Source organism: Roseococcus sp. SYP-B2431, from assembly GCF_004336745.1.
In the GTDB taxonomy this organism is placed as follows: Bacteria; Pseudomonadota; Alphaproteobacteria; order Acetobacterales; family Acetobacteraceae; genus Roseococcus.
Map to the genome: position 1 here is coordinate 1,111,257 of NZ_SJXD01000011.1, position 25,481 is coordinate 1,136,737.

25 protein-coding genes are annotated in these 25,481 nt (G+C 70.1%); 16 read left to right on the forward strand and 9 right to left on the reverse strand.

The window, feature by feature from the left end; genetic code table 11:
- Window positions 1-70: 70 nt before the first annotated feature.
- Window positions 71-1,648 (reverse strand): ABC transporter substrate-binding protein, encoded by a 1,578-nt coding sequence (locus EJV46_RS06605; RefSeq protein WP_165585374.1) that lies wholly within the window; start codon window positions 1,646-1,648, stop codon window positions 71-73.
- 118 nt (window positions 1,649-1,766) lie between these two features.
- On the opposite strand from EJV46_RS06605, the gene EJV46_RS06610 reads away from it, so the two are divergent.
- The 3 genes from EJV46_RS06610 to EJV46_RS06620 are packed head-to-tail and all read left to right on the forward strand — an operon-like array spanning window position 1,767 to window position 4,350.
- Window positions 1,767-2,990 carry an amidohydrolase family protein gene (locus tag EJV46_RS06610; RefSeq protein ID WP_131547757.1) on the forward strand — a complete coding sequence of 408 codons (1,224 nt, stop codon included), beginning with the start codon at window positions 1,767-1,769 and terminating at the stop codon, window positions 2,988-2,990.
- Window positions 2,987-3,433 (forward strand): type II 3-dehydroquinate dehydratase, encoded by a 447-nt coding sequence (locus EJV46_RS06615; RefSeq protein ID WP_131547758.1) that lies wholly within the window; start codon window positions 2,987-2,989, stop codon window positions 3,431-3,433. Before EJV46_RS06610 ends, EJV46_RS06615 begins: the two co-directional genes overlap by 4 nt.
- Window positions 3,430-4,350, forward strand: coding sequence for a glyoxylate/hydroxypyruvate reductase A (locus EJV46_RS06620; protein WP_131547759.1), 921 nt, complete (start codon window positions 3,430-3,432; stop codon window positions 4,348-4,350). Before EJV46_RS06615 ends, EJV46_RS06620 begins: the two co-directional genes overlap by 4 nt.
- 4 nt (window positions 4,351-4,354) lie before the next feature.
- On the opposite strand, the gene EJV46_RS06625 is transcribed toward EJV46_RS06620, so the two are convergent.
- Window positions 4,355-5,284 carry a LysR substrate-binding domain-containing protein gene (locus EJV46_RS06625; protein ID WP_370323071.1) on the reverse strand — a complete coding sequence of 310 codons (930 nt, stop codon included), beginning with the start codon at window positions 5,282-5,284 and terminating at the stop codon, window positions 4,355-4,357.
- 83 nt (window positions 5,285-5,367) lie between these two features.
- Between EJV46_RS06625 and EJV46_RS06630 the strand changes: the two genes are divergently transcribed.
- From EJV46_RS06630 to EJV46_RS06655, 6 genes are all read left to right on the forward strand, one after another.
- The gene (locus tag EJV46_RS06630) at window positions 5,368-6,828 is read left to right on the forward strand and encodes a 4-hydroxyphenylacetate 3-hydroxylase family protein (RefSeq protein WP_131547760.1); all 1,461 of its coding nucleotides are present in this window, start codon (window positions 5,368-5,370) and stop codon (window positions 6,826-6,828) included.
- Window positions 6,828-7,247, forward strand: coding sequence for a RidA family protein (locus EJV46_RS06635; RefSeq protein ID WP_131547761.1), 420 nt, complete (start codon window positions 6,828-6,830; stop codon window positions 7,245-7,247). The genes EJV46_RS06630 and EJV46_RS06635 overlap by 1 nt, the downstream gene beginning before the upstream one ends.
- Window positions 7,248-7,391: 144 nt before the next feature.
- Entirely contained in the window at window positions 7,392-8,432 is a 1,041-nt protein-coding gene (locus tag EJV46_RS06640; protein ID WP_206020723.1) for an ABC transporter substrate-binding protein, read from the forward strand.
- A 102-nt stretch (window positions 8,433-8,534) separates the two neighbouring features.
- Window positions 8,535-9,383 (forward strand): ABC transporter permease, encoded by an 849-nt coding sequence (locus EJV46_RS06645; RefSeq protein ID WP_206020724.1) that lies wholly within the window; start codon window positions 8,535-8,537, stop codon window positions 9,381-9,383.
- Window positions 9,380-10,177 (forward strand): ABC transporter permease, encoded by a 798-nt coding sequence (locus EJV46_RS06650; protein WP_131547762.1) that lies wholly within the window; start codon window positions 9,380-9,382, stop codon window positions 10,175-10,177. The genes EJV46_RS06645 and EJV46_RS06650 overlap by 4 nt, the downstream gene beginning before the upstream one ends.
- A 5-nt stretch (window positions 10,178-10,182) precedes the next feature.
- On the forward strand, window positions 10,183-11,247 hold the full coding sequence (locus tag EJV46_RS06655) for an ABC transporter ATP-binding protein (RefSeq protein WP_131547763.1): 1,065 nt from the start codon (window positions 10,183-10,185) through the stop codon (window positions 11,245-11,247).
- Between the two features lie 113 nt (window positions 11,248-11,360).
- Here EJV46_RS06655 and EJV46_RS06660 read toward each other — a convergent pair whose 3' ends face one another.
- The 5 genes from EJV46_RS06660 to EJV46_RS06680 form a co-directional block, all read right to left on the reverse strand.
- Window positions 11,361-12,215 (reverse strand): copper chaperone PCu(A)C, encoded by an 855-nt coding sequence (locus EJV46_RS06660; protein WP_131547764.1) that lies wholly within the window; start codon window positions 12,213-12,215, stop codon window positions 11,361-11,363.
- Between the two features lie 17 nt (window positions 12,216-12,232).
- A complete protein-coding gene (locus EJV46_RS06665; protein WP_165585375.1) occupies window positions 12,233-14,245 on the reverse strand; it encodes a TonB-dependent receptor domain-containing protein in 2,013 nt (670 codons plus the stop codon).
- Window positions 14,246-14,340: 95 nt separating this feature from the next.
- The gene (locus EJV46_RS06670; protein ID WP_131547766.1) at window positions 14,341-14,724 is read right to left on the reverse strand and encodes a DUF2946 family protein; all 384 of its coding nucleotides are present in this window, start codon (window positions 14,722-14,724) and stop codon (window positions 14,341-14,343) included.
- A gap of 32 nt (window positions 14,725-14,756) precedes the next feature.
- Window positions 14,757-15,293: an RNA 2',3'-cyclic phosphodiesterase gene (gene thpR, locus EJV46_RS06675; RefSeq protein WP_131547767.1), complete on the reverse strand. Its 537-nt coding sequence runs from the start codon at window positions 15,291-15,293 to the stop codon at window positions 14,757-14,759.
- A 30-nt stretch (window positions 15,294-15,323) separates the two neighbouring features.
- On the reverse strand, window positions 15,324-15,893 hold the full coding sequence (locus EJV46_RS06680) for an arylesterase (RefSeq protein ID WP_370323063.1): 570 nt from the start codon (window positions 15,891-15,893) through the stop codon (window positions 15,324-15,326).
- Between the two features lie 85 nt (window positions 15,894-15,978).
- On the opposite strand from EJV46_RS06680, the gene EJV46_RS06685 reads away from it, so the two are divergent.
- From EJV46_RS06685 to EJV46_RS06695, 3 genes are all read left to right on the forward strand, one after another.
- Window positions 15,979-16,698 (forward strand): ABC transporter ATP-binding protein, encoded by a 720-nt coding sequence (locus EJV46_RS06685; RefSeq protein WP_131547769.1) that lies wholly within the window; start codon window positions 15,979-15,981, stop codon window positions 16,696-16,698.
- Window positions 16,695-19,193, forward strand: coding sequence for an ABC transporter permease (locus EJV46_RS06690; RefSeq protein WP_131547770.1), 2,499 nt, complete (start codon window positions 16,695-16,697; stop codon window positions 19,191-19,193). Before EJV46_RS06685 ends, EJV46_RS06690 begins: the two co-directional genes overlap by 4 nt.
- Window positions 19,194-19,312: 119 nt before the next feature.
- On the forward strand, window positions 19,313-20,101 hold the full coding sequence (locus EJV46_RS06695; protein WP_131547771.1) for a Bax inhibitor-1/YccA family protein: 789 nt from the start codon (window positions 19,313-19,315) through the stop codon (window positions 20,099-20,101).
- Between the two features lie 69 nt (window positions 20,102-20,170).
- Here the strand turns inward: EJV46_RS06695 and EJV46_RS06700 are convergent, their stop codons facing one another.
- On the reverse strand, window positions 20,171-20,380 hold the full coding sequence (locus EJV46_RS06700) for a hypothetical protein (protein WP_131547772.1): 210 nt from the start codon (window positions 20,378-20,380) through the stop codon (window positions 20,171-20,173).
- Window positions 20,364-20,768, reverse strand: a complete 405-nt coding sequence (locus EJV46_RS06705) for a MerR family transcriptional regulator (RefSeq protein ID WP_131547773.1) — start codon at window positions 20,766-20,768, stop codon at window positions 20,364-20,366. Before EJV46_RS06705 ends, EJV46_RS06700 begins: the two co-directional genes overlap by 17 nt.
- A gap of 255 nt (window positions 20,769-21,023) precedes the next feature.
- Between EJV46_RS06705 and EJV46_RS06710 the strand changes: the two genes are divergently transcribed.
- From EJV46_RS06710 to EJV46_RS06725, 4 genes are all read left to right on the forward strand, one after another.
- Window positions 21,024-22,130 (forward strand): S1C family serine protease, encoded by a 1,107-nt coding sequence (locus EJV46_RS06710; protein WP_240782426.1) that lies wholly within the window; start codon window positions 21,024-21,026, stop codon window positions 22,128-22,130.
- An 84-nt stretch (window positions 22,131-22,214) separates the two neighbouring features.
- Window positions 22,215-23,261, forward strand: a complete 1,047-nt coding sequence (locus EJV46_RS06715) for an alpha/beta hydrolase (RefSeq protein WP_131547774.1) — start codon at window positions 22,215-22,217, stop codon at window positions 23,259-23,261.
- Entirely contained in the window at window positions 23,258-24,223 is a 966-nt protein-coding gene (locus tag EJV46_RS06720; protein ID WP_131547775.1) for a D-2-hydroxyacid dehydrogenase, read from the forward strand. The genes EJV46_RS06715 and EJV46_RS06720 overlap by 4 nt, the downstream gene beginning before the upstream one ends.
- Window positions 24,223-25,431 carry a M20/M25/M40 family metallo-hydrolase gene (locus tag EJV46_RS06725; protein ID WP_131547776.1) on the forward strand — a complete coding sequence of 403 codons (1,209 nt, stop codon included), beginning with the start codon at window positions 24,223-24,225 and terminating at the stop codon, window positions 25,429-25,431. Before EJV46_RS06720 ends, EJV46_RS06725 begins: the two co-directional genes overlap by 1 nt.
- Window positions 25,432-25,481 lie beyond the last annotated feature (50 nt).

A 25,481-nucleotide genomic window follows, 5' to 3' on the forward strand; every position in this document is an offset into this window, starting at 1 on the left:
GGAGGGGCTTGCCCCTCCCAAACCTCCCTCACCAAAGGCGGAGAGGCCCTTGGGACCCGATTGAACGGCCCTATCGCGCCGCCCGCATCCGCACGCCGCGCAGCTCTAGATCCTCGTTCACCCGCATCTGGAAGTCCGCGACGGTGTCGCGCACGCCGAACATCTGCGGCTCCTGGTGAAGCGGGATCATGGGCAGCAACTGGCGGAAGCGGGTCCAGTAGGCGCGGGCCAGCTCTTGGCGCTTGGCCTGGTCCGTCTCCACGCCGATCTGCTCGAGGAGCTGCGCCATCTGCGGGTCGGAGAAATTGCCCCAGTTGAACGAGCCCTCGCCCAGCAGCTCGCGGCCGGGGTTGGTGATGTCGAAATTGCCTGGCGTCCAGCCCAGCATCCAGAACTGGTACTCCTTGTTGGCCCCGCGCTGCAGGAATCGGCCGAAGGGCACGGCGTCGAGCCTCGCCTGGATGCCCACGCGCTGGAGCATGGCGACGATGGACTGGCAGATCGCCTCGTCATTCACGTAGCGGTTGTTGGAGCAGCCGAGCGCGATGCGGAAGTTGGTCGCCCCCGCCTCGGCCAGCAGGCGGCGCGCGGCGTCGGGGTCGAAGGGCAGCCGCTCGTTGGAGGCGGCGTCGAAGCCCGAGACGGCCGGCGCGATCGGCAGGCCCGAGGCGGTGGTGGAGTTGCGCAGCACGACGCGGCGGATCGTCTCCATGTCGATCGCCTGGTACATTGCCCGGCGCACGCGCACGTCGCGCATCGGATTGGGCGTGCCGGGCTGGTCGATGAGCTCGGGCCGGGTCACGTCCATGGCGAGGTAGATGGTCCGCGCCGTCGGGCCCTGCATGAGCCGGATGCCGGGCGCATTCTGCACGCGCGGGATGTCCTGCAGCGGCACGTGGTACATCAGGTCCAGCTCGCGCGAGAGCAGCGCCGCCACGCGCGTCGGCGCGCTGGAGACGGGACGGAAGACGGCGCGGGTGATGCCGGTGTTGTAGTCCTGGCGATAGGCGGGGTTGGGCACGAGGACCGTGCGCTCGTCCGCCAGGCGCTCCACCATCCGGAAGGGGCCGGTGCCGTTCGTGTTGAGCTGCACGAAGGTGCTGGTGGCGCCCGGCTGGCCGGCGCGGGCCACGGCGAAGGCGTTGTTGGCCTCGACCCAGCTCTTGCTCATGATGAAGAAGAGCGTGAGGTCCTGCAGCAGGATGGGGTTCGGGCCGCGCGTCTCGATCTCGACGGTGTGGTCGTCGATCACCCGCGCGCCGGTCACCGACTGCACCGTATAGGCCATGTCGTTCTGCCGCACGCGCTCGAGGCTGTGGACCACGTCCGCCGCGGTGAAGGGCTCGCCGCCATGGAAGCGGACGTTGCGCCGGAGGTGAAAGCGCCAGACGGTCGGGCTCGGCATCTCCCAGCGCTCCGCCAGCGCGGGCGCCAGCGAGCCGTCGGGCTCCCGGCGCACCAGCGGCTCGTAGATGTTGCTCTTCATGGCGTTGGTGACGCCGTGATTGTTCGCGTGCGGGTCGAGACCGAGGATGTCGTTGGCCGTGGCCCAGGTGAAGGTCGTGGCCTTCACCGGCATGGCGGCGGAGGCCAGTGCGATCGCGATCAGCCCCGCGCGCGAGGCGCGCCGGGCTTGGGGGAACCACATGATTTTTCTCCCTGCATGAATTGGCAGCAGGATGGCGAAGCGCAGGGCCCGATGTCCAGTTCGGTCTTCACAAGGGATTCCGGAACGTCTTGAGTGGGCGGCGAATGGGAGCACCGTCATGATTCTCTTCGAGAACGCCCGGCTCTGGGACGGTTTCGCCGATGCGGCAGCGCCCGGCATGTCCGTCCTCGTCGAGGGCGAGACGATCCGCGAGGTCGGCCCGTCCATCACGAGTTCCTCGGCACGGCGCATCGACCTCGGCGGGCGGGTGCTGATGCCGGGGCTGGTGGACTGCCACGTCCATCTTATCGCCTCGACGGTGAACCTCCAGGCCAATGCGCTGCTGCCCGATGCGGTCGTCGCCTTCCGCGCCGGCAAGCTCATGCGCGAGATGCTGATGCGCGGCTTCACCACCGTGCGCGACCTCGGCGGCGCCACGCTCGGGCTGCGGCTGGCCTGGGAGGAGGGGCTGATCGAGGGGCCGCGCGTCTGGCTCTGCGGCAAGGCGCTCTCGCAGACGGGCGGCCATGCGGATTTCCGCGCCCGCGCCGACATGCGCGACTTCGCCTTCTTCGAGACGCGCCTCGGCTCGATGGGCCGCGTGGCCGATGGCGTGGACGCCGTGCGCCGCGCCTGCCGCGAGGAGATCAAGGGCGGCGCCGACTACATCAAGCTGATGGCGAATGGCGGCGTGGCCTCGCCCTCGGACCCCATCGCCTTCCTCGGCTATTCCGATGCCGAGCTGCGCGCGGCGGTCGAGGAGGCCGCGATGGCGCAGACCTATGTCGCTGCGCATCTCTACACGGACGAGGCGATCGGCCGTGCCGTGCGTGCGGGCATCCGCAGCCTGGAGCATTGCAACCTCATAACCGAGGCCACGGCGCGCGAGGCCGCGGCGGCCGGCTGCATCGCCTGCCCCACCCTCGTCACCTATCAGGCGCTGAAGGAGGAGGGCGCCTCGCTGGGCCTCGGGCCTGAATCGGTCGCCAAGATCGACGACGTGCGGCTGGCCGGGCTGGAATCGTTGGACCGCATGCGCCGGGCCGGGCTGCGCATGGCCTTCGGGACCGACCTGCTCGGGCCAATGCACCGCCGGCAGTCGGAGGAGTTCGTGATCCGCCGCGAGGTCCTGCCAGCGGCCGAGATCCTGCGCAGCGCGACCAGCCATGCCGCCATGCTGCTGCGGCAGGAGGGGCGCATCGGCTGCGTCGCTCCCGGCGCCTTCGCCGACCTGCTGGTGGTGGACGGCGATCCGCTCGACGACCTCGCGCTGCTGACCGGGCAAGGCGAGCATCTCGCGGCCATCATGCAGGGCGGCCGCTTCATGAAGGACGCGCTGTGAAGTTCCTCTTCATCAACGGGCCGAACGCCAATCTCTACGGGCTCGAGCCGTCGGGCACCTATGGGCGCGAGACCTTCCCGGACATCGCGGCGCGCTGCCACGCCAAGGCCGGCTCCCTCGGCGTCGAGCTCGACTTCCGCCAGAGCCAGGACGAGGGCGAGATCATCACCTGGATCCAGCAGGCGCGCGGCCAGGCGGACGGCCTCATCATCAACGCGGCCGGCCTCTCCTACACCTCGATCGCTATCATGGACGCGCTCCTGACCTTCGACGGGCCCGTCATCGAGGTGCATATGTCCAACATCCACCGCCGCGAGCCCTTCCGGAACAAGACCTACACCTCCAAGGCCGCGACCGGCTCCATCTGCGGGCTCGGGGCGCTGGGCTACGAGATCGCGATCGAGGCCATGCAGGGCCAGATCATGGAAAGAACCCGCCGATGACGGCCCTCGTCTTCCATAGCGACTTCGACGATGCCGATGCCTGGGAGGCCGCGCTGAAGGCCCAGCTCCCCGAGCTCGACTTCCGGCGCGGCGGCGACCCCACCGGCGTGGTGGCCGCGCTGGTCTGGAAGCCGCCGGCGGGCTTCTTCGCGCCCTATCGCGACCTGAAGCTGGTGATCAACCTCGGCGCCGGCGTGGACAGCCTCGTGCGGCGCGAGGACCTCCCGGCCCTGCCCCTCAGCCGGCTGAACGATACGGGCATGGTACAGCTCATGGCGTCCTACGTGACGCATGCGGTGACGCATTACGCGCGCGACTTCCACCTGATGGAGCGCAATCGGCTCAAGCGCGGGTGGGAATACATCCACCCGCGCGCGCTCTCCTCGCACCGCGTCTCCGTGATGGGGCTGGGCGAGCTGGGCGGCGCCGCCGCGGCTGCACTTGCCGGCATGGGCTATGACGTGACGGGCTGGGCGCGCAGCGCGAAGAACATCCCCGGCGTGCGCTGCCTCTGGGGCGCCGATGGTTTCGCCCAGGCGCTGCGCGATGCCGACACGATGGTGCTGATGCTGCCTCTGACGCCGGACACGACGGGCGTGATCGATGCGGCGGCACTCTCCTCCATGAAGCCCGGCGCGAACCTCATCAATGTCGGCCGGAGCGGTCTGGTGGTGGCGGAGGCGCTGATCGCCGCACTCCGCGATGGCCGGATCGCCGAGGCCACGCTCGACGTCTTCGACGAGGAGCCCCTGCCCGCGTCCCACCCTTTCTGGGGCATGGAGAACGTCCGCATCACGCCGCATATCGCCAGCATCACCGTGCCGGAAGGGGCGGCGCCGGATGTGGCGGAGAGCATCCGGCGCGTGCTGCGCGGCGAGGCGCCGCTGCATCAGGTGGATCCGGCGCGGGGGTACTGAGCCGCTACCGCCGCGGATCGAACATGCCGCCGCGCTGAAACGCCTCGCGGATGTATCGCGCCACCGCCCGCACAGCGGGACGGCTCGCGGGCCCGGGCAGCGCCGCCAGCACGACCCGCACCGGCGGCAGGCCGGTCTCCAGCGGCAAGGACGTGATGCGACTGCCGTCGATGGCATAGGGGCTTTCCGGCTGGACGTTCTGGATAGTCCAGCCGAGGCCGTTGCCGACGAGGCCCCGCAGCAATTCCTGGTTGCGGGAGCGGAAGGCGATCTCCGGCGTCAGCCCCTGGGCCCGGAACATGCCGAGGAAATAGTCGCGCGAATGGGGCAGGTCGAGGAGGAGGAAGGGCTCGGCTGCCAGCTGCGACAGCGTCACGCGCGCCGCCCGGGCTAGCCGGTGCTTCGCCGGCAGCACGGCCACCGGGGCGAGCTCCGCCACGCGCGTGACCTCCTGCCCCTCGAACATGCCGAAATCATAGGTCAGGGCGACCTCGGTGCGGCCGGCGGTCAGCCCGGCCAGCATCTCGTCATGGTCGCCCTCCTCCACCCGCACCGAAAGCCCCGGCGCGTCGCGGCCCAGCCCGGCCAGCAGGGCCGGCAGGTAGCGCGGCGCCAGGGTGAGGAAGCAGCCCATGGCCACCTCGCCGGCCGCCTCCTGCCCCAGCGAGACCGAGGCGTGCAGAAAGTCCTCCGCATGGCGTAGCAGCAGTCGCGCCTCGGCCACGACGCGGGCGCCGGCCGGCGTCAGGGTCACGCCGCGCGCATGGTGGCGGAGGAGCAGGGCCAGGCCGAGCTCGGCCTCCAGCGCCGCCACGGCCTCGGAGACCGAGGGTTGCGACACATGCATCCGCCGGGCCGCCCCGGTCACGGAGGAGGCATCGGCCACCGCCACGAGGTAGCGCAGCGAGCGCAGCGAGAGATTGGCGAGCTGGATCGGATCGTCCTATGCAAAAGCCCGGAAATCCGTATTTCTCCGATGGAGGCTCCTTGCGCAAGATCGTGCCAAAGGAGTTCTGCATGATTCGTACCGGCAACCAGTACCGCGAGGGCATTCAAGACGGCCGCGAGGTCTGGATCGACGGGGAGCGCGTCAAGGACGTCGCCTCCCACCCCGCCTTCAAGCCCATCGTGGACGTGAAGGCCCGCATGTACGACCTCGCCCACGAGCCCGCCCATCAGGAGGCGCTCACCTACGAGGAGGGCGGCGAGCGCAACTCCGTCTTCCAGCAGCCGCCGACGACGCAGGAGCACTGGCACCGCAAATGGGCCAGCATCGACCTGCTGATGAAGGACATCGGCGGCGTCGCCACCCGCCTCGGCGACGAGACGGTCGGCGAGATGTGGTCGCTGCAGGACGGGCGCGACTTGCTGGCGCAGATCGACCCCCGCTTCGCCGCCAATATCGACAACCACATCCGGCGCGTGAAGGACCTCGACCTGTTCCACGTCTCCGCCAACACCGACCCCAAGGGCGACCGCTCGCGGCCGGTGGAGGAGCGCGACCCGGATATGATGATCCGCGTCGTGAAGGAGACGGATGCCGGCATCGTCGTCCGGGGCGCCAAGTTCGAGACGGCCTCGGCCTATGCCGACCAGGCCTATCTCAAGCCCACCGTCGGCGCCTGGACGAATGAGAAGGAGAGCATCCACGCTGTCGGCTGCATCGTGAAGATGGGCACGCCGGGCGTGAAGCACATCTGCCGCATGCCCTTCGCCACGCGCGGCCGTCCGGAGGACAGCCCGCTGGCCTCCCGCTTCGACGAGGTCGAGGCGCTGATGGTGCTGGACGACGTGCTCATCCCCTGGGAGGACGTGTTCTTCTATCGCCACACCGTCGCGGCCCAGCAGGTGCGCGCCACGCTGCACCGCTACAGCGCCTTCCCCTATGTGCTGCGGGTGCTCTTCACCGCCGACATGATGATCGGCGCGGCGATGTGGAACGCGCGGCAGACGGGCCTCGAAAAGCTCCAGGCCGTGCAGGAGAAGCTGGCCGAGCTGGTCTGCTACCGCGAGGGCATCCGCGCCCACTTGGTCGCCTCCATCGCGCTGGCGGAGAAGTCTCCCGCCGGCCTGCTCATGCCGAACCAGTCCATCCTCTATGCCGGCCGCGTGCTCGCCTGCAGCCAGCTGCCCGTGATGATGCACGCCGCGCGCGAGCTGATCGGCGGCCAGATCTGCGTGACGCCGGACGTCGCGCAGTTCCAGGGCGGCGCGGGCTCCTGGCTCGAGAAGTTCTACACGCTGAACAAGGAATGGGACGCCGAGGACCGGCGCAAGCTGCTTGCCTTCGCCCGCGACCTGCTGAACAGCGATTACGCAGGCCATCGCCTCGCCTTCGTGCAATTCGCGCAGGCTCCGCATTTCAACCACCTGGCCGCCGTGTACAAATCCTTCGACTTCGAGGGGCCGCTCGACTTCGTGCGCAACAGCGCCGGCCTTTCGGATCGTATCCTCGGCAAGACGGAAAGCACCCACTGATGCCCACGCACACCCGCATCCGGCCCTTCAACACGAAGGATGCCTATCCCGAGCAGAGCCTCGACAACGACGTCTGCATGGCCGTGCGCGCCGGCAACACCGTCTATCTGCGCGGCCAGACGGCGATGGACCTGGACGGCAAGATCGTCGGCATCGGCGATGCCGCCGCCCAGACCGAGAACGCCATGAAATGCGCCGAGATCCTGCTGAAGGAAGCGGGCGCCGAGCTCGCCGATGTCTGCAAGATCGTGATCTACATCACCGACCGTGCCTATCGCGAGCCGGTCTATCGTGTCGTCGGCCAATGGCTCAAGGGCGTCTTCCCGGTGAGCACGGGGATCATCGTCAACGGCCTCGCGAAGCCGGAATACATGATGGAGATCGACATCATCGCGGAGATTCCCGCCGACCGCGCCTGAGGCGGGAGGGCTTCCTGCGCGGGACTCTTTTGCTTGACGGAGATGCCGGAACCTGAGGTTCTTGCCGGGAAGTTCGAGGGGGCGAAGCCCCCGCAAGACCGGCACGGCGTTTGCTTCACAAAAAAGACAACAAGGAGGCTGACCATGGTTCGGATGACGCGGCGCCACTCGGCGCTTCTGGGCGCGGGGCTGCTGGCCGCCCCGCATATCGCCAACGCCCAGGCCAACCGCCTCGCCGTGTCGATCTGGGGCGGTTCCTGGCGCGACATGGTGCAGAAGCAGGTGGCGGAGAAGTTCACCCGCGAGACCGGCGCGACCGTCGAATTCCAGACCGGCGGCACGGTCGATCGCCTCAACCGCGCCCGCCTCTCCCGCGCGCAGCCCGAGGCGGACCTGACCTTCACCACCTCGCATTTCGGCTGGCTCTACGCCAACGACAACCTCTACGAGACGCTGGACCTCTCGAAGGTGCCCAATGCCGCGAACCTCGTGGAGCAGGCGAAGATCAGCCCCTTCCACATCGGCAGCTGGGCCTATGTCTACACGATCGGCTACCGGCCGGACCTGATGCCGGGCCGGAGCTTCACCTCCTGGGCCGATCTCTGGGAGCCGTGGATGGCCGGCAAGCTCGCCGCGCCCGATTTCGACCCGAGCCACATCATCGTGGCCTCCGCGATCCTGGAAGGCGGCGACGCCTTGACCTGGGAGCGCGGCCAGGCCCGGCTGCGACGCCTGAAGCCCAGCTTCAAGGCCTTCTACACGAACGACGCCAACAGCCAGCAGCTCATCGGCAGCGGCGAGACGCCGGTGCAGGTCATTCTCTCGATGAACGCGCATCACATGGTGAACGAGGGCATCAACATCCGCCTCGCCATCCCCAAGGAGGGCGCGGTGCTGGGTGTGGACACCGTCGCCATCATGAAGGGCAGCCGGCGGCAGGAGCTCGCCTATCGCTTCATCAACACCTGCCTTGATCCCACCGTGCAGGCCGCCATCGCCGCCGACAAGAAGGGCAGCCCGACGGTCAGCAACGCGCGGTTGGACCCGGCCGTCGCCGCGCTGCCCGGGGTCTTCACCACGCCCGAGCAGTGGCGGACGCAGGCGCTCATCATCGACCACCGCCTGCGCGCCGAGAAGACCAACGAGTGGCGGCGGTGGTTTCAGGAGAACATCATCGCGGGGTAATGACATTGAGGGGGCCTTGCCCCCTCAATGTCTCCCCTTCGGGACCAGCCCCCGGGTAAGAACCTCAGGTTCTTGCATCTCCGATGACATGAAAGTGCAGCGTTGAGACGACCATTTCTTGGGATCCTCGTCACGCCCGCCGTGCTCGTCGCGGCGGGGTTCGTGCTGGCCATGGCGGCGGTGCTGCAATACGCGGTGCTGGCGCATGTGCCGGGCGAGCTGGAGCCCGGCGGCTTCAGCCTTTCCAATTTCCGCGAGATGATGAAGCCGCTCTATGCCGGCGTCTTCCTCGACACCCTGCGCATCTGCTTCCTCACGGCCGTGCTCTCGCTGCTGGCTGCCTATCCTCTGGCCCTGGCGCTGGTGCGCGCGAAGAATCCCTATCTGAAGTCCGCGATCCTCATCATCTCGGTGACGCCGCTTTTCCTGGGCGAGGTGATCCGCACCTATGCCTGGATCATCGTGCTGGGCACGCGCGGCTTCGTGAATGGCGCGCTAAGCTGGGCCGGCCTGATCCAGCAGCCCCTGCAGCTCATGTTCACCGAGACGGGCGTGCTCATCGCCCTCGTCCATGTGACGCTGCCTGTGGTGGTGATCATGCTCGCCGCGGCCATCAGCCACATCGACCGCGACCTGGAACGCGCCGCCGCGGCGCTCGGCGCGAGGCCGCTGCGCGTGTTCCTCACCGTCACCCTTCCCCTCTCCATGCCGGGAATCATCGCGGGGCTCACCACGGGCTTCGCCTGGACCTTCTCGGCCTTCGCCACGCCCCAGCTCATCGGTGGCGGGCGGGTGAACATGGTCTCGAACCTCGTCTATTCGCTGGGCTTCGCCTCCTTCAACTTCCCCTTCGCCGCCGCGCTCTCCGTCGCCGGCCTGATCCTGACCGCCGTCGCGCTGGCGGGCTTCCGCGCGCTGCTGCGGCCGCTGAACCGCGTCGCCACGCGATGATCGGGATCGTCTTTCGCATGCTGGTCGCGATGCTGCTCGGCTTCGTCCTGCTGCCGGTGGTGGTCGCCTGCGTCGCGGCCTTCGACGCGCGCTCCGTCATCGCCTTCCCGCCGCAGAACTTTTCCTGGCGCTGGTTCCAGCGCGCGCTGAGCTACGAGGACTTCCAGATCGGATTTACCAACAGCCTGATCGTCGCCGCCATCGCTTCGACGCTGGCGGTGGTCATCGGCGGCGGCGTCGCCTATGCGATCGACCGCTACCGCTTCCGGGGCAAGGCCGCGCTGGAATCGCTGCTGCTCGCGCCGCTGGCCATCCCCCACTTCACCATCGGCCTCGGCGCGCTGATCGTGGCGGCGCAGATCGGCCAGTCGCGCGACTGGCCCGTGGTCATCCTCACCCATGTCGTGCTGGTGCTGCCCTTCGTGCTGCGCAGCCTCTACGTCTCGCTGAAGAACATCGATCCGAGGCTGGAGGCGGCCGCCCTCTCCCTCGGCGCCAGGCCCGGCCGCGTCATCCTGACCGTCACCCTGCCCGCCCTCGCCCCGGGCCTCGCCGGAGGATGGCTCTTCGCGGCGATCCTCTCCTTCAACGAGTTCACCGCCTCGCTCTTCGTCACGGCCCAGCGCACCCAGACGCTGCCGGTCGCCATGTACAACTACGTGCGCGAATACGCCGACCCGTCGATGGCCGCGATCTCGGCGCTCTACATCCTGCTCACCACGGTGGTGCTCGTCATCGCCAACCGCTTCCTCGGCCTCGGCCGCATCCTCGGAACCGAAGATGGAAGACCTTGAATCCCATGGGCAGTGAGGCCTTGCGCCTGGACGGCGTGAGCAAGCGCTTCGGCACCGTCGCCGCGCTGCAGGAGGCCTGGCTTAATGTCGAGGACGGCGAGTTCGTCACCCTGCTCGGCCCTTCCGGCTGCGGCAAGACGACGCTGCTGAACCTCATCGCCGGCTTCCTGGAAGCCGATGCGGGCGAGATCTTCATCGGCGGCCAGCTCGTGACCCAGCTTCCGGTCTGGGAGCGCAACCTGGGCATGGTCTTTCAATCCTACGCGCTTTTCCCGCACATGGATGTCGCGAAGAACGTCGGCTACGGCCTGCGCGCCCGCGGCGTAAGCAAGGCCGAGGCCGCGCGGCGCGTCGAGGAGGCGCTGGCGCTGGTCCGCCTTTCCGCCCTGGCCGGCCGCAGGTCGCGCGAGCTCTCGGGCGGCCAGCAGCAGCGCGTGGCCCTGGCCCGCGCGCTGGTCATCCGCCCTCGCCTTCTCCTGCTGGACGAGCCCTTCTCCGCGCTGGACCGCAACCTGCGCGCGGAGATGCAGATCGAGCTCAAGGAGATCCAGCAGCGCCTCGGCGTCACCACCATCTTCGTCACGCACGACCAGGGCGAGGCCATGTCCATGTCGGACCGCGTGGCCGTGATGTCGGAGGGCCGCATCCTCCAGCTCGACACGCCGGAGGGCATCTATCGCCGCCCCGCCCATGCCTTCGTGGCCAGCTTCGTCGGCGACGCGACCATGCTGCCCGGCCAGCTGATCCGCCGCAACGGCGCGACCGCACTGGTGCGGGCGGCCGGCCGGGAGTTCACCGTACCCACGGCGCCGCTGGAGGCGCTGGCCGAGGGGGCGGCCATCCTCCTCTACCTTCGCCCCGAGCATCTCTCGCCGGAGGATGAGGGCCTGGCCGGCACGGTCGCCAGCCGGGCCTATCTGGGCGACCGCGCGGAGCTTGTCGTGGAGGTGCCCGGGGCCGGCCGCATTCTGCTGCGCGTGCCCGGCGTCGAGGCGCTGCACCGCTGGCCGGTCGGCGCGCCCATCCGCATCGGATTTACCCGCGCCGAGCCGGTCGCCTTTCCGGCATAGAGCATCATCCGACCAGACAGATCGTCCGGTCGGATAAAGATGCTCGAAAAACAAGGGCTAGAGACTTTGTAGTGAGCTCTTGCGAACGGAAAAGGCTCTAGGAGTGCCCGCCGTCAGTGCCGGTGACCCGGCATCGACGTGGGCGCGCGGGCGCCAGCGGCCTGCACGGCCAGGTTCACCGTCACCTGCCCGGCCCGCTCGAATCGCAGGGTGACCGGCACGGTCTGCCCCACCGCCAGCGGCCGCGTCAGCCCCAGCAGCATCAGGTGCAGACCGCCCGGCGCCAGCGTCACGCTGCCGCCCGCTGGCACCGGGATGTTCTCCACCGGGCGCATGCGCATCACGTCGCCCTCGCGCAGGCTCGTATGCAGCTCCACCCGCGTGGCCGCCGGCGAGCTCGCCGCGACCAGCCTGTCCGCCTCCGCGCCGCTGTTGCGGATGGTGACGAAGCCCGCGCCCTGCCCGCCCTGGCCGGCCGCGCGCGTCCAGGCATTCGACAGCGCGAGCGGGCCGGCCGTGACGGCAACAGGTGCCTGCGCGAGCTGCAGCATCGGCGCCGGGAAGCGCGGCCGCGGCTCGCCCGCGACCGGCGGCTGCGTCCAGGCCGCGACCGTCTCGCCGCAGTGCTGCGTCACCGGGAAGGCCAGGGCCTCGCCGCCCCGGTCGGGCGTGCGGACCATCATCACGAACTCGTCGTACCAGGCGTCGGGCAGCGGGCCGCCGCGCCAGGCGACGGAGGCGCCGGGCTCGATGGCGATCTCCCAGCCCGGCTTGGGCATGGGCCGCGCGACGGTCATGCCCCTGGGCAACCCGACCTCGATCCCGGTGGTCGCGGCGCCGCCGCAGCCATGGCCCACGCGGAAGGCCAGCCGCGTGTAGCTCGCGGGCTGCGCCTCCGCGGGATCGAGGGTGACATGGGCCGCCGCCGGCGTGGCGGTCGCGAGGAGCAAAGCGAGGAGCTTTTTCATGTGACGGGTTTCCTTCTTCAGAAGCGGAGGCGCGCGCCGGCATAGGCGGAGCGCCCCAGGCCGGGTTCGAACAGGGCCGCGTTGGGCGCGGCGACGGGAGCGACCGAGGCGGAGGAGATATACCGCCGGTCGGCGAGGTTGCGGGCCTCGAGGAAGAGGCCGAGGCGGCCGTCCAGCAGCTCCGCCCCAGCGCGCAGGCCGATGAGCGCGTAGCTGTCGGTGCGGGTGGTATTGGCGTTGTCCACGAAGAAGCCCTCCGGCACGTAGTCGAGATTGGGCGCGATCCAGAAGCCGGAAGGGTGCCGGTAGCGCGCCTCGGCCCGCAGCACGTGGCGCGGCGCGCCGGGGAGCTGGTTGTCGCGGTAGGTGGCGTCGCCGTCGAAGCGGAAGTCGCTGAAGGTATAGGCGCCGCGGAGGGTCAGGCTGTCGCGCTCCGCCAGCAGGTCGCGGCCGGCCAGGAAGGTGCCGGCCAGCTCCACGCCCTGGTGGATGGTGCGGTCCGCGTTCCGGGCGAAGCTGGTGCCCGAGGTCGGCCCCATGAAGAGCTGGATCTCCTTGTCCACCCAGGCGTGATAGGCCGCGAGCTCGAAGGTGAAGCGCCCGGCCGTGCCGCGCGTGCCGATCTCCAGCGTGGTCGCCCGCTGCGGCTTCAGCGCCGAGAAGCCGCCGAAGGGCACCAGCGCCACGAGGTCCGACAAGGTCGGCGGCTCGGTGGACCAGGTGAGATTGCCATAGGCCTGGACCTCCGGCGTCGCCTGCCAGAGCAGGCCCGCGCGCGGATTGACCCAGTTCCAGCGGCCCGATCCGCCCAGCGCCGCGTTCAGCCGGTTGTCGCTGGACCGCGTCGCCTGGCCGCCGGAGACGCCGGTGACGACGGCCAGCCGCGGCAGGACGTAGAGGCTGTTCTCGACATAGGCATCGGCCGTCTGCGCCCTGTCCGAGGCGGAGAAGGTCTGCGCGCCGCGGTTGCCCTGGAAATTCACGAAGCGGCGGTTGTCCGTGGTGCCGTAGGCGTAGTTGATGCCGCCCACCAGGCGGTTGCGCAGCCCGCCGACCGTGCCGTCCCAGGTGCCGCGAGCGAAGAGGTTGAAGTCGTTGGTCCGGTTATCGATGTACTGGAAGATCGGGTGGTTGAGCTGCCGCGTGACCCAGCTCCCGCCGAATTCCAGCAGCGTGTCCACGTTCAGCCGGACCGCGGTGCGCGAGCCCAGCCGGTAGCTGTCGATGTTGCGCTGGTAGTTCATCGCGAGGTTGGTGGCGTTCGCCGTGCGCGGCGCGTTCAGCGCCTGGCTGCGCGAGACGGCGCCCGGGATGTCCTGCTGGATCGAGTTGTGGGTGAAATAAAGCCGCGTCTCGGCATCGTCGGAAATCCGATAGCCGATATTGAGGTTCAGCCGCCCGCTGCTGCCGCCGCTGTGGTCGCGATAGCCGTCCTGCTGCGCGATGGTGCCGCTGATCCAGCCGTCCATCGGGCCATAAGTCCCGCCGCCGGAGATCTGGCTGCGAAGGAAGCCGAAGCTGCCCGCCTCGGCGCGGAGATTCACGCCCGATATGTCGCGCCCCGTGGGCGTGACGAAGTCGATCGCCCCGCCCAGCGTATTGGCGCCCAGCGTGAAGGCATTGCCGCCGCGCAGCACCTCGACGCGCTGGAAGGTCAGCGGGTCCAGCTCCTGGAAGTCGCCGCTGCCGTCGGCCTGGTTCACCGGGATGCCGTCCTGCAGCAGTCGCACCCCGCGCAGGTGAAAGTTCCGCGCGAGGCCGGATCCTCGGATGGAGAGGCGCGTGTCCTCGCCCCATTTCGGCTGGGCGAAGACGCCGGCGGTGTATTCCAGCATGTCGCGCAGCCCGGTCGTGCCGGGGCGGTCGAGGAAATCGTGGGCCGGGACCAAGGTATTGGCGCCTGGGCTGGACCAGAGCCGGAGCCGGGCATCGGCATCGGTCGGCGCGGTCAGCGCGGGGCGCGGCGCCGCCACCTGCATCTCGGGAAGCTCGGTCTGCGCGAGGGCGGAGGTCGCGAGCCATGGAATCATCGCGCCCCATACGGCGCCTGAAGGCTTGAACATGAGAGAAATCCGTCACGGACGAGAACGGGCGCGCGGCCGCGCGCGCGGCCGTGCGGGCGGGTTCAGGCCGTGAGGGAGGGTGGCGCCCGCGTCGGATAGGGCGGCGCGCGGGCCGGCGGCAGGAGCCGGGCCTCGCCCGCCGCGTGCCAGGCGATCGCCTCGCCGGTCCAGGCAGGCATGGCCAGCAAAGGCGGCTCAGGCAGGTCGATGGCCGGCATGCCGTGGCAGACGGGGCAGAAGCCGCCCTCGTGCGAGGTCGGCGCCTGGTCGGGCAGCGGGTTCCCCTGCGCGTCCAGGTGGATGACCTTCACGCCGTCGATCGAGCAGATCTCGATGGCTGCGCCGCCATGGATCAGGCCGCCCAGGCAATGCGCGACCGCCACGCCCGACTGCCAGAAGAGCAGCACGGCCATCAGCCAAATCAGCAGGGCGCGGGACTTTGCCACGCCGGAAGCTTTAGGCGCGAAGGCGCGACCGCTCAAGCGGCGAGCGCATATTCCACCTCGGGCGTATAGACCGCCTGCTCCTTCCCGAGCCGCGAGGAGAAGAGCACGAAGTGCTCCACCATCACCGGCTCCGACCGGAAGAGGTTGTGCGCCTGAACGAAGCCCGCGAGCTTCGGCACCGCCGCGCCGTCGGTCCGCGCGATGGTCACGTGCGGCGCGAACTTCTTGCGTTCCGGCGGCAATCCAGCGCGCTGCAGGGCGGTCTCGATCTTGGCCTGCAGATGCGCCAGCCCCGGCGTCCGCTCCGCAACGACGTGCAGCGACTGCACCCGCCCGGCCTTCTCGAAGGTACCGAGGCCGGAAAGGCTGAGCTCGAAGGGCTTGGCGCGGATATTGGCGAGGGCGAGATCGGCCTCCTCCGCCATATAGCCGGGCACCTCGCCGATGAAGCGCAAGGTGAGGTGGTAGTTCTCCGGAGGCACCCAACGGACCCCCGGGATTCCGCCGCACATGGCGGCCAGGCGGACCTTGACCTCCTGCGGAAGGTCAAGAGCGACGAAGAGACGCATGGGCTGGGCCCCCTTCCCGGATTCGCACCATTATCCTGCGGCGGCAGGCGGCACCCGGTCCAGAAGTTGTTCCGTGACAGGGAGAATCCGCTTCACCAACTCGGCCACGCCGGCCTGGTTGGGGTGGATGCCGTCCGCCTGGTTGAGGCTCCGTTGCGCGGCGATGCCGTCCAGGAAGAAGGGGTAGAAGATCAGGTCCGGCCGCTTCGTCACGGCGTCGCGATAGACCGCCTCGAAGGCCCGGCCGTATTCGGCGCCGAGATTGGGCGGCGCCAGCATGCCCGCGAGCAGCACGGGAATCCGCCGCGCCTCCAGCCGGGAGAGGATCGACTCCAGCGCCTCGGCCATGCGGGCCGGCGGCAGCCCGCGCAGCCCGTCATTGGCCCCCAGCGCGACGATGGCCGCCTGCGGCCGCTCCGCCAGCGCCCAGTCGAGCCGGGCCGAGCCGCCGGCCATGGTGTCGCCGGAGACGCCGGCATCGATCACCCGCACCGGCCGCCCGGCCGCGACCAGCGCCTGCTGGAGCTTCGGGGCGAAGCCCTCGCCGCGCGGCAGGCCGTAGCCGGCGGTCAGCGAATCCCCCAGCGCCAGCAGCCTCACCGGCGCGCTTCCTTGCGCGAGCGCAGGTGTAGCGAAAAGCAACAAACCCTTTTGCAGCGCAGCGCGCCGACCATATGCACATCTCATGGACAAACCGACAGCCTCCGCCACGCCCCTGATCGAGGCGCGAAATCTCACCTTCGAGGTGGGGTCCAGCGCGGGCAGGGTCAACATCCTGAAGGGCGTCGACCTCGAGATCGGCGAGGGCGAGGCGGTCGGCATCGTCGGTCCTTCGGGCTCGGGCAAGACCTCGCTGCTCATGCTGCTGGCCGGGCTGGAGCGCGCGACCTCGGGGCAGCTGACCGTGGCGGGACGCCCGCTGGGCACGCTGGACGAGGACGCGCTGGCCCGCTTCCGGCGCGAGGAGGTGGGCATCGTCTTCCAGTCCTTCCACCTCGTCCCCACCATGTCGGCGCTGGAGAACGTGGCGCTGCCGCTGGAATTCGCCGGCGACGAGCACGCCTTCACCCGCGCCGAGGCAGCGCTGCGCTCCGTCGGCCTCGGCCACCGGCTGACGCATTATCCCGGCCAGCTCTCGGGCGGCGAGCAGCAGCGCGTGGCGGTGGCCCGTGCCTTCGTCGCCCTGCCCCGCCTCATCCTGGCCGACGAGCCCACCGGCAACCTGGACCGCGCGACGGGCCTCGCCGTGATGGACCTGCTCTTCGACCTCCGCGAGAAATTCGGCACGACGCTGATCCTCATCACCCATGATCCCGCGCTGGCCGGCCGCTGCGAGCGGCAGATCCGCATCGAGGATGGGCTGATCGCCAGCGACACCTCCGCCATGGCCGAAGCGGCCCAATGAGGAACCTGCACCTCGGCTGGACGCTCGCCCGCCGGGAGCTGCGCGGCGGCACCAGGGGCCTGCGCATCGTGCTGGCCTGCCTGGCGCTGGGCGTCGCGGCCATCGCGGCGGTGGGCAGCCTGCGCTCGGGCGTGCAGGCCGGGCTGCAGGCCGACGGCGCCCGCATCCTGGGCGGCGACCTCGAGATCCGCCAGGGCAGCCAGCCCATCGACCCGGCGGTGCTGGGCTGGGTGCGGGCCCGCGGCGGCACCCTCAGCGAGGTGGCGCTGCTGCGGAGCATGCTCGTCGCGCCGAATGGCGAGCGCGTGCTGGTCGAGCTGAAGGCCGCGGACGACGCCTATCCGCTCTACGGCGCCCTCGGGCTGGAGCCGGCGGCGCCACTGCGCGGCGCCGTGGTCGCGATCGACCCCGCCATCGCCGAACGGCTCGGCGTCTCGCCGGGCGACCGGCTGCGGCTGGGCGAAGCCGAGGTCACCTTCGCCGCCCGCATCACCGACGAGCCCGACCGCGTCGCCACGCCCACCATCTTCGGCCCGCGCGCCCTGCTTCCGCTGGACCAGCTCGAGGCCACGGGCCTGATCCAGCCCGGCAGCCTTGTGACCTACGAGGCCCGGATCCGCCTGCCGGCGGGCGTCGCCGCCCGCGCCTTCGCGACGGATCTCGCGGCCGCCTTTCCCGGGGCCTCCTGGCGCATCCGCCGCGCCGACCAGGCGGAGCCCGGGGTGAACCGGTTCCTGGACCGCGCCGCCTCCTTCCTAACGCTCGCCGGGCTGACGGCCCTGCTGGTCGGCGGGATCGGCGTGGCGACGGGCGTGCGCGCCTGGCTGGACGCGCGGTCGCGGACCATCGCCACCCTGCGCTGCATGGGCGCGCCGACGGCCGCGATCTTTTCCGCCTACCTGATCCAGGTGCTGGCGCTCTCCGTCATCGGCATCGCGATCGGGCTGGCCGGCGGCCTCTTCCTGACCTGGCTCGCCGCCCAGGCGCTGGGCGCGGCGCTGCCCATCCCGCCGCGGCTCGCCATCTATCCCGCGCCGCTGGCGATGGCCGCGCTCTTCGGCCTGCTGACGGCGCTGTCCTTCGCCCTCTGGCCGCTCGGCCGCGCGGGGCGCATCCCGGGCGCGGCCCTGTTCCGGGACATGCTGGGCACGGATTCCGTCTGGGTGGGCTGGAAGGTGGCCGGAGCCAATGCCGTCGCGGCGCTGGCCCTGGTCGGGCTGGTCGTCGCCACCGCCGACCGGCCGCTCTTCGGCCTGTATTTCTGCCTGGGCGCCCTGGCCGCCATGATGCTGTTCCGCGCGGGCGCATGGCTGCTGATGGCCGGCGCCCGGGCGCTGCAGGGCATCCGGCGGCCCTCCTGGCGGCTCGGCCTCGCCAATCTGCACCGGCCCGGGGCGGCCACGCCCATCCTCCTGGTCGCGCTCGGCCTCGGCCTGACCACCCTGGCCGCCATCGCCCAGATCGAGGGGAATCTGCGCAACGCCATCGGCAGCGAGATGCCGGCCCGCGCGCCCAACTTCTTCTTCATCGACATCCAGCCCGACCAGGCGGAGCGCTTCGACGAGATCGCCCGCGCCACCCCCGGCGTCGAGGAGGTCCGCCGGGTGCCGAGCCTGCGCGCCCGGGTGGTCGCTGTGAAGGGCGTCCCGGCCGAGCAGGTGCGCGTCAGCGAGGACAGCGCCTGGGCGCTGCGCGGCGACCGGGGCCTCACCTATGTCGGCCCCATGCCCGAGGGCACGCGCGTCGTCGCCGGGCAATGGTGGGCGCCGGATTACAACGGACCGCCGCTCGTCTCCTTCGACGCCAATATCGCCCGCGGCTGGGGCGCGGGGATCGGCGACGCCATCACCATCAACGTGCTGGGCCGCGACATCGACCTGACCATCGCCAACCTGCGGCAGGTGGAGTGGCGGAGCCTCGGCATGAACTTCTCGCTTATCGCCTCGCCCGGCCTGCTCTCAGCCGCGCCGCACACCCATATCGCGACCGTCCGCGGTCAGGCCTCGGCCGACGCCGCCCTGCTGCGCCGGGTGACGGACGCCCTTCCCAACGTCTCCGGCATCCGCGTGCGCGAGGCGCTGGAGCAGGTTGCGGCGCTCCTCGGCCGCATCGGCGGGGCGCTGACCGCGACCGGCTCGGTCACCCTGCTGGCCGGCGCGCTGGTGCTGGCGGGCGCCGTCGCCGCCGGGCAGCGGCGCCGTATCAGGGAGGCCGTTCTGCTCAAGACGGTGGGCGCCACCCGGGGCCAGATCCTGCGCGCCTTCCTCGTGGAATTCGGCGTGCTCGGTGCCTTCGCGGGCCTGCTCGCGGCACTGGCCGGCACGGCGGCGGCCTACGGGGTGGTCACCGGCGTGATGAGCCAGCCCTGGGTGTTCCTGCCGGGAACCCTGGCCCTGACGGTCGCGGGCTGCATGCTTCTGGTCCTCGCCTTCGGCTATGCCGGAACGGCGCTGGCCTTGCGGGTGCGTCCCGCGCCATTGTTGCGCAACGAATGAAGCGGCTTGCCGGCCAGCGAGTCGCGCCCGGGGCTTCCGAAATCCGTTGAAACGGATTACAGAATCTCCATATCATGGCCGCATGAGCCCTGATGGGTTCTTTTGGAGGATATCGCTTCATGGCTTTCCAACCTGAATCGCGCTGGACCCAGCCGACGCAGGCCGGCTGGGGCCGCACGGCCGGCGTGGATGCTGCCACGCTCGATGCCGGCCTGCGCGCCTACATGCTGCGCGTCTACAACTGGATGGCGTCCGGCCTGCTGCTGACCGGCATCGTCGCCTATGCGATCGCCAACGTGCCGGCGGTGCAGGAGCTCTTCTTCACCGTCGTCCGCACGCCCCGCGGCATTGCGACGGCGCCGACCATCCTCGGCTACGTGGCGATCTTCGCGCCGCTGGCCTTCGTGCTCGCGCTCTCCTTCGGCATCAACCGGATGAGCAAGACCACGGTGCAGGCGCTGTTCTGGACCTTCTGCGGCGTGATGGGCGCCAGCATGGCGAACATCTTCATCGTCTACACGTCCACGTCGATCGCCAGCACGTTCTTCATCACCGCCGGCATGTTCGCCGCGATGAGCCTGATCGGCTACACGACGAAGACCGACCTGACGAAGATGGGCAGCTTCCTGCTGATGGGGCTGATCGGCATCATCCTCGCCTCGGTGGTCAACATCTTCCTGCAGTCGGCGGCCGTGGCCTTCATGGTCTCGATCCTCGGCGTCCTGATCTTCTGCGGCCTCACGGCCTACGACACGCAGCGGATCAAGAACGACTACATCGAGTACTCCTATGCCGAGGGGACGGAGGAGGCGGGCAAGCGCAGCGTGATGGACGCGCTGGGCCTCTACCTGAACTTCATCAACCTGTTCCAGTTCCTGCTGCAGTTCATGGGCGTTCGCCGGGACTGATCGGCCCGGTTGACGCGAAAAGGGCCCGGCGGAGCGATCCGCCGGGCCTTTTTCATGCCGGGACCTTTTTCATGCCAGGATAAATGGCCGGCAGCCGCTGGTCTCGATGGCGAGGAGGAGCGAGCCGAGGTCGAGTTCCGTGTCCGCGCAGACCCGGCCGCTCGTGGGATCCACCGTCACGACCGCGGCGGGGTCGCGCGCCTCGACGGCCAGGACCAGCGCCTCGCGGGAGAACCGGCAGGCCGTGCCCTCCACCGTCATTTCAATGATGGTGGACATCCGCCTTGCCCTCCATGTGCTCCAGGATCGGGCATTCGGGCCGCTCGTTGCCCTGGCAGTTCAGCGCCAGGTGCCGCAGCGAGTCCGCGACCGCCCGCAGCGAGCGCGCCTTGTCCTCCAGCGCCTCCACATGGCTCAGCGCGATACGGCGCACCTCCGAGCTCTGCCGCGTCTCGTCGCGCCAGAGGCCCAGCAGCCGCTTCACCTCGGAGAGCGGAAAGGCCAAGTCCCGGGCATGCCGGATGAAACGCAGCACCGCCACATTCTGCTCGGTATAGGCCCGGTAATTGTTCTTCCGCCGCTGCGGCTGAATCAGGCCGAGCGTCTCGTAGTGCCGGATCATCTTGGCGCTGACGCCGCTCGCAGCGGCCGCCTCACCGATATTCATGCTCGTCCTCCGAAGTTCTTGAGGTCGCTTCCGCCCCGCCCCCACAGACCGGCCGCGTTCATGCGTCGCGGCTCGGCGATCGGGAGATAGCCCTCCAAACGCGGCATGGAGCGATCCGGCGGCGTTCCGATGGCTTTGCGGGACCGGATTTGGCGATTTTTTTGCGCGCCGTCTGGCGGGGAGGCCAGCGAATCGGCGGCTCTGCCGTTGAGGGCCCCGTCACAGGCAGCGGACCGGGACGAACGCCTTGCCCTGATGCGGGACCGCGGGCACATCTCCGTCATGCGCTTCGCCCTCCACGCCCTGTCCATCGCAATCCTGCTGGCGCTGGCCCGGCCGGCGCCCGCCCAAACTCCCGCCGAGCCGCAAGGCTTCCGGGTCGTCAACCGGACGGGCGCCGATGCCACGCAGCTCTTCGCCGTGCGCAGCCCGCGGGGCGGCCAGGGCGACTGGGGCGGCAACCTGCTGCGCCCCGACCGGCCGCTGACCGACGGCGGCGGCTTCCGGGTCACGCCCAATGCCGATGCCGGCTGCCGTTTCGACCTGCGGCTGGTGCTCGGCGATACCCGAGAGGTGGTGCTGCGCGACCAGGACATCTGCGCCAACCGCAACGTCGATCTCGCGAATGCCCGCCCGCCGGCCCCTGCCGCGGCGCGGCAGCCGACCTCCGGCCCGCTCGCCGGCCCGGCCCCGGGCACGCAGCCGGCGCCGCCCAATGCCCAGGCGCGCGCCGTCTCGACCGGGACCGGCTTCCTTGTGGCCGACGGGCGCGTGATGACCAACCACCACGTGGTGGACAACTGCAACCGCATCATCCTGCGCACGCCGACCGGCCATTGGCTGGCGGCCGTGCCGCCGGCGCGGATGGATGCGGGGCTGGATGTCGCCGTGCTGAACGTGCCCGGCCTCGTCGGCCCCGCCGTCGCCTTCCGCACCGCCCCCGCCATCCGCCGCGGCGAGGGCGTGGTGGCCTACGGCTTCCCGCTGGCCGGCCTGCTCAGCTCCGACCCGAAGCTCACGCGCGGCGAGGTGAACGGCCTGCGCGGGCTCGGCGACAATCCGAACCAGTTCCAGATCAGCGCCGAGGTCCAGCCGGGCAATTCGGGCGGGCCTCTGGTGGACATGCAGGGCCATATCGTGGGCGTCGTCGTCTCCAAGCTGAACGCCCAGGCGGTGAGCCGGCGGACCGGCGACATCGCGCAGAACGTGAACTTCGCGGTGCAGGGCCAGGCGGCGCTGGCCTTCCTCCGCCGGGCCGGCGTGAGCCCGCGCACCGCCGAGAGCACGGGTGCCGACCGCAGCGCGGCGGATGTCGGCGAGCTCATCCATCGCAGCACGCTCTTCATCCGCTGCGAGCGCTGATGCGCTCCCGCAACGTCGGCGGCCCCACCCCTCGCGGAACCCAGCGCCCTTGGCTAGTCTGCGCCCAACACCAGGGAGATTTCCATGCAACGCCGCGCATTGTTCGCCGCTCCGGCTCTCGCCGCGCCCGTGCTCCTGAGCTCCGAGGCGCAGGCCCAGGCGCCGCGCATCGTGACCGAGGAGTTCATGGTGCCGGCAGGGGAAGGCAGCCCCGGCATCGAGATCTTCGTCCGCAACAAGCGGCCCGAGAGCCTGACGGCCTTCACGCCCGGCCGCACGATCATCATGGTCCATGGCGCGACCTATCCCGCGCACACCGCCTTCGACCTGCCGCTCGGCGGCCTGTCCTGGATGGACTACATCGCCGGGCGGGGCTTCGACGTCTGGTGCATGGACATCCGCGGCTTCGGCCGCTCGACCCGCCCGCCCGAGATGTCGCAGCCGCCCGAGGCCAATCCGCCGCTGGTCCGCGGCGAGACGGCGATCCTGGACATCGCGGCCGTCTCGGCCTTCGTGCGCGGCCGCCGCTCCATCCCGAAATGCATCCATCTCGGCTACTCCTGGGGCACGGCGCTGATGGGCCGCTTCGCGGCCGACAATGCCTCGGTGGTCGAGCGCCTGGTGCTCTACGCGCCGGTCTGGGTGCGGCAGACCCCCTCGCTGGCCGATCCCGGCGGGCAGCTCGGCGCCTATCGCTGGGTGACGCAGGAGGCCGCGCGCGCCCGCCGCGGCGCCGGCGTGCCCGAGGCCGCGCGCGCCACGCTCGTCCCGCCCGGCTGGTTCGAGCACTGGGCCGGCGTCACCTGGGCGACCGATCCCGAGGGCCTGCGCCGCAGCCCGCCCGCGCTCCGCGCGCCCAACGGCAGCCCGGCGGACAGCCGCGAGTACTGGGCCGCCGGCCGCCCCTTCTACGACCCCGCGAAAATCACGGCGCCGACGCTGCTGGTCCTCGGCGAATGGGACCAGGATACGCCCCCCTACATGGCGCAGACGCTCTTCCCGCTGCTCACGGCCTCGCCGGGCAAGCGGCTGGTGCTGCTGGGCGAGGGCACGCATGGAATGTGGATGGAGCGCAACCGCGGCGCCCTCTTCCAGGCGGTGCAGGTGTTTCTTGAGGAGTCCGCTGCGTGAGTTTCCCTGACAAGCCTACGATCTGCTTCGCCCACGTCGCCTATCGCGGCGGGGACCGCTTCACCGAGCGTGGCGCCCCCTATCCCTTCTTCGAGGTCCGCACCGTCGAGGAACTCCAGGCCCGGGCCGCAGAGGCGGATGTGCTGGTCTGCAGCGGGTTCTGGCGGAACAATCTGCCTGAGCTCTCGCCGCGGCTGAAATACGTCCAGGCCTACTCCTCCGGGACCGATGCCTTCGACCGCGAGATCCTGAAGAAGCACGGCGTCACGCTCTGCAATGCAGCCGGCACCAATGCGGCCGCGGTCAGCGAGCATGCCGTCGGACTGATGCTGGGTATGGTCCGGCGGCTCTTCGTCGCGCGCGACGACCAGCACCGCAAGCACTGGTCCGGCATGAAGGGCGACTTCGCCATCCGCGAGGACGAGCTGGCCGGCAAGACCGCGATCGTCGTGGGCATGGGCCAGATCGGCAAGCGGGTCATCAGGCTGCTCAAGGCCTTTGAGATGAGGGTGATCGGCATCCGGGCGAACCCGGCCTCCGGCGCCGAGGGCGCCGACGAGGTGCATGCGACCTCCGAACTGCCGGCGCTGCTACCGCGCGCGGATTTCGTCGTGCTGGTCTGCCCGCTGACGCCCGAGACCGAGAACCTGATCGACGCGGAGGCCTTCGCGCTCATGAAGCCCGGCGCCTATCTGGTGAACTGCGCGCGCGGCAAGGTGGTGGACGAGGCGGCCCTGATCGAGGCGCTGCGCTCCAACCGCATCAAGGGCGCGGGCCTGGACGTCATGGCGGTCGAGCCGCTGCCGCCGGAATCCCCGCTCTGGACCCTGCCCAACGCCTTCCTCGCCCCGCATACGGGCGGCGAGACCTGCGCCTTCGAGGACAATGTCCTCGACATCATGATGGAGAACATCGACCGGCTGAAGGCCGGCCGGACGGATCTGCTGAACAAGATCGTCTGATGACCACTGACGAGACCATCGCCGCGATCCGTTCGGCCGCCGGATACCGGACGGCCTGCGACACCATGCGCGCCGAGCACGACCGCATCGTCGAGGACATCATCGCCCTGACGGAGATCCCCTCGCCGCCCTTCGGCGAGGAGAAGCGGGCCGCCGCCTATCTGGCGATGCTGAAGGCCCATGGGCTGGAAGAGGTCGGCCAGGACGAGGTCGGCAACGTCTTCGGCCTACGCCGTGGCTTCGGCAATGGCGATATCGTGGTCGTCGCCGCGCATCTCGACACGGTCTTCCCGGCCGGCACCGATGTGCGCGTGCGCCGCGAGGGCACCAGGCTCTACGCGCCGGGCGTGGGCGACGACACGCGCAGCCTGGCCGTGAACCTCGGCTTCCTCCGCGCGATGGATGCGGCCGGCATCCGCACCCGGCACGACATCCTCTTCGTCGGCGATGTCGGCGAGGAGGGGCTGGGCGACCTGCGCGGCATCCGCCATCTCTTCGCCCAGCACCCGAAGCGCGAGCGCATCCGCGCCTTCTTCACGGTGGACAGCCCCGAGGTGGACCGCATCGTCACCGGCGGCATCGGCTCGCGGCGCTACCGGGTGGCCTTCAAGGGGCCTGGCGGGCACAGCTTCGCGGCCTTCGGCATGGTGAACCCGATGTACGCCATGGCCGAGGCGGCGCGGACGCTGGCAGCGATCGAGGTGCCGCGGGAGCCGGTGACGACGCATTGCGTGAGCGTGGTGGGCGGCGGGACCTCCATCAACGCGATCCCCGAGACGGTCACCATGGAGGTGGACCTCCGCTCCGCCTCGCTGGAAGAGTTGGATAAGCTGGACAAGGCCTTCCTGGCCGGCGTGGACCAGGCCGTGGCGGCCGAGAACGCGGCGCGCGACGGCACCATCACGGCCGAGCTGATCCGCGTCGGCGACCGGCCGGCCGGCCACACGCCCAACGGAGCGCCCATCGCGCGGCTGGCGGCGGCGGCCGTCGCGGCGGAGGGCTACACGCCCTCCTTCGAATGGTCCTCCACCGATGCCAATATCCCCATGAGCCTCGGCATCCCGGCCCTGCGCATCGGCTCCGGCGGCAAGGGCGGGCGGGCGCATTCGCTGGAGGAGTGGATCGACGTCGAGATCGAGGGCTCGCTGCGCGGCATGCGTGCCAGCCTCGCGACTATCCTCGCGGTCGCCGAGATGGAAACCGCCTGATGCCGGCGCACGTCGTCCGCCGCGGCGACGTGCCATCCGCGATGTTCGGT

Excerpts from the sequence above, each read along its gene's own strand:
- EJV46_RS06635 (WP_131547761.1), top strand. The coding sequence starts at position 6,828 with ATGCCCACGCACACCCGCATCCGGCCCTTCAACACGAAGGATGCCTAT.
- EJV46_RS06630 (WP_131547760.1), top strand. The coding sequence starts at position 5,368 with ATGATTCGTACCGGCAACCAGTACCGCGAGGGCATTCAAGACGGCCGC.
- EJV46_RS06700 (WP_131547772.1), bottom strand. The coding sequence starts at position 20,380 with ATGTCCACCATCATTGAAATGACGGTGGAGGGCACGGCCTGCCGGTTC.
- EJV46_RS06665 (WP_165585375.1), bottom strand. The coding sequence starts at position 14,245 with ATGATTCCATGGCTCGCGACCTCCGCCCTCGCGCAGACCGAGCTTCCC.
- EJV46_RS06705 (WP_131547773.1), bottom strand. The coding sequence starts at position 20,768 with ATGAATATCGGTGAGGCGGCCGCTGCGAGCGGCGTCAGCGCCAAGATG.
- EJV46_RS06660 (WP_131547764.1), bottom strand. The coding sequence starts at position 12,215 with ATGAAAAAGCTCCTCGCTTTGCTCCTCGCGACCGCCACGCCGGCGGCG.
- EJV46_RS06610 (WP_131547757.1), top strand. The coding sequence starts at position 1,767 with ATGATTCTCTTCGAGAACGCCCGGCTCTGGGACGGTTTCGCCGATGCG.
- EJV46_RS06605 (WP_165585374.1), bottom strand. The coding sequence starts at position 1,648 with ATGTGGTTCCCCCAAGCCCGGCGCGCCTCGCGCGCGGGGCTGATCGCG.
- EJV46_RS06650 (WP_131547762.1), top strand. The coding sequence starts at position 9,380 with ATGATCGGGATCGTCTTTCGCATGCTGGTCGCGATGCTGCTCGGCTTC.
- EJV46_RS06690 (WP_131547770.1), top strand. The coding sequence starts at position 16,695 with ATGAGGAACCTGCACCTCGGCTGGACGCTCGCCCGCCGGGAGCTGCGC.
- EJV46_RS06685 (WP_131547769.1), top strand. The coding sequence starts at position 15,979 with ATGGACAAACCGACAGCCTCCGCCACGCCCCTGATCGAGGCGCGAAAT.
- EJV46_RS06695 (WP_131547771.1), top strand. The coding sequence starts at position 19,313 with ATGGCTTTCCAACCTGAATCGCGCTGGACCCAGCCGACGCAGGCCGGC.
- EJV46_RS06710 (WP_240782426.1), top strand. The coding sequence starts at position 21,024 with ATGCGGGACCGCGGGCACATCTCCGTCATGCGCTTCGCCCTCCACGCC.
- thpR (WP_131547767.1), bottom strand. The coding sequence starts at position 15,293 with ATGCGTCTCTTCGTCGCTCTTGACCTTCCGCAGGAGGTCAAGGTCCGC.
- EJV46_RS06655 (WP_131547763.1), top strand. The coding sequence starts at position 10,183 with ATGGGCAGTGAGGCCTTGCGCCTGGACGGCGTGAGCAAGCGCTTCGGC.
- EJV46_RS06620 (WP_131547759.1), top strand. The coding sequence starts at position 3,430 with ATGACGGCCCTCGTCTTCCATAGCGACTTCGACGATGCCGATGCCTGG.
- EJV46_RS06715 (WP_131547774.1), top strand. The coding sequence starts at position 22,215 with ATGCAACGCCGCGCATTGTTCGCCGCTCCGGCTCTCGCCGCGCCCGTG.
- EJV46_RS06725 (WP_131547776.1), top strand. The coding sequence starts at position 24,223 with ATGACCACTGACGAGACCATCGCCGCGATCCGTTCGGCCGCCGGATAC.
- EJV46_RS06640 (WP_206020723.1), top strand. The coding sequence starts at position 7,392 with ATGGTTCGGATGACGCGGCGCCACTCGGCGCTTCTGGGCGCGGGGCTG.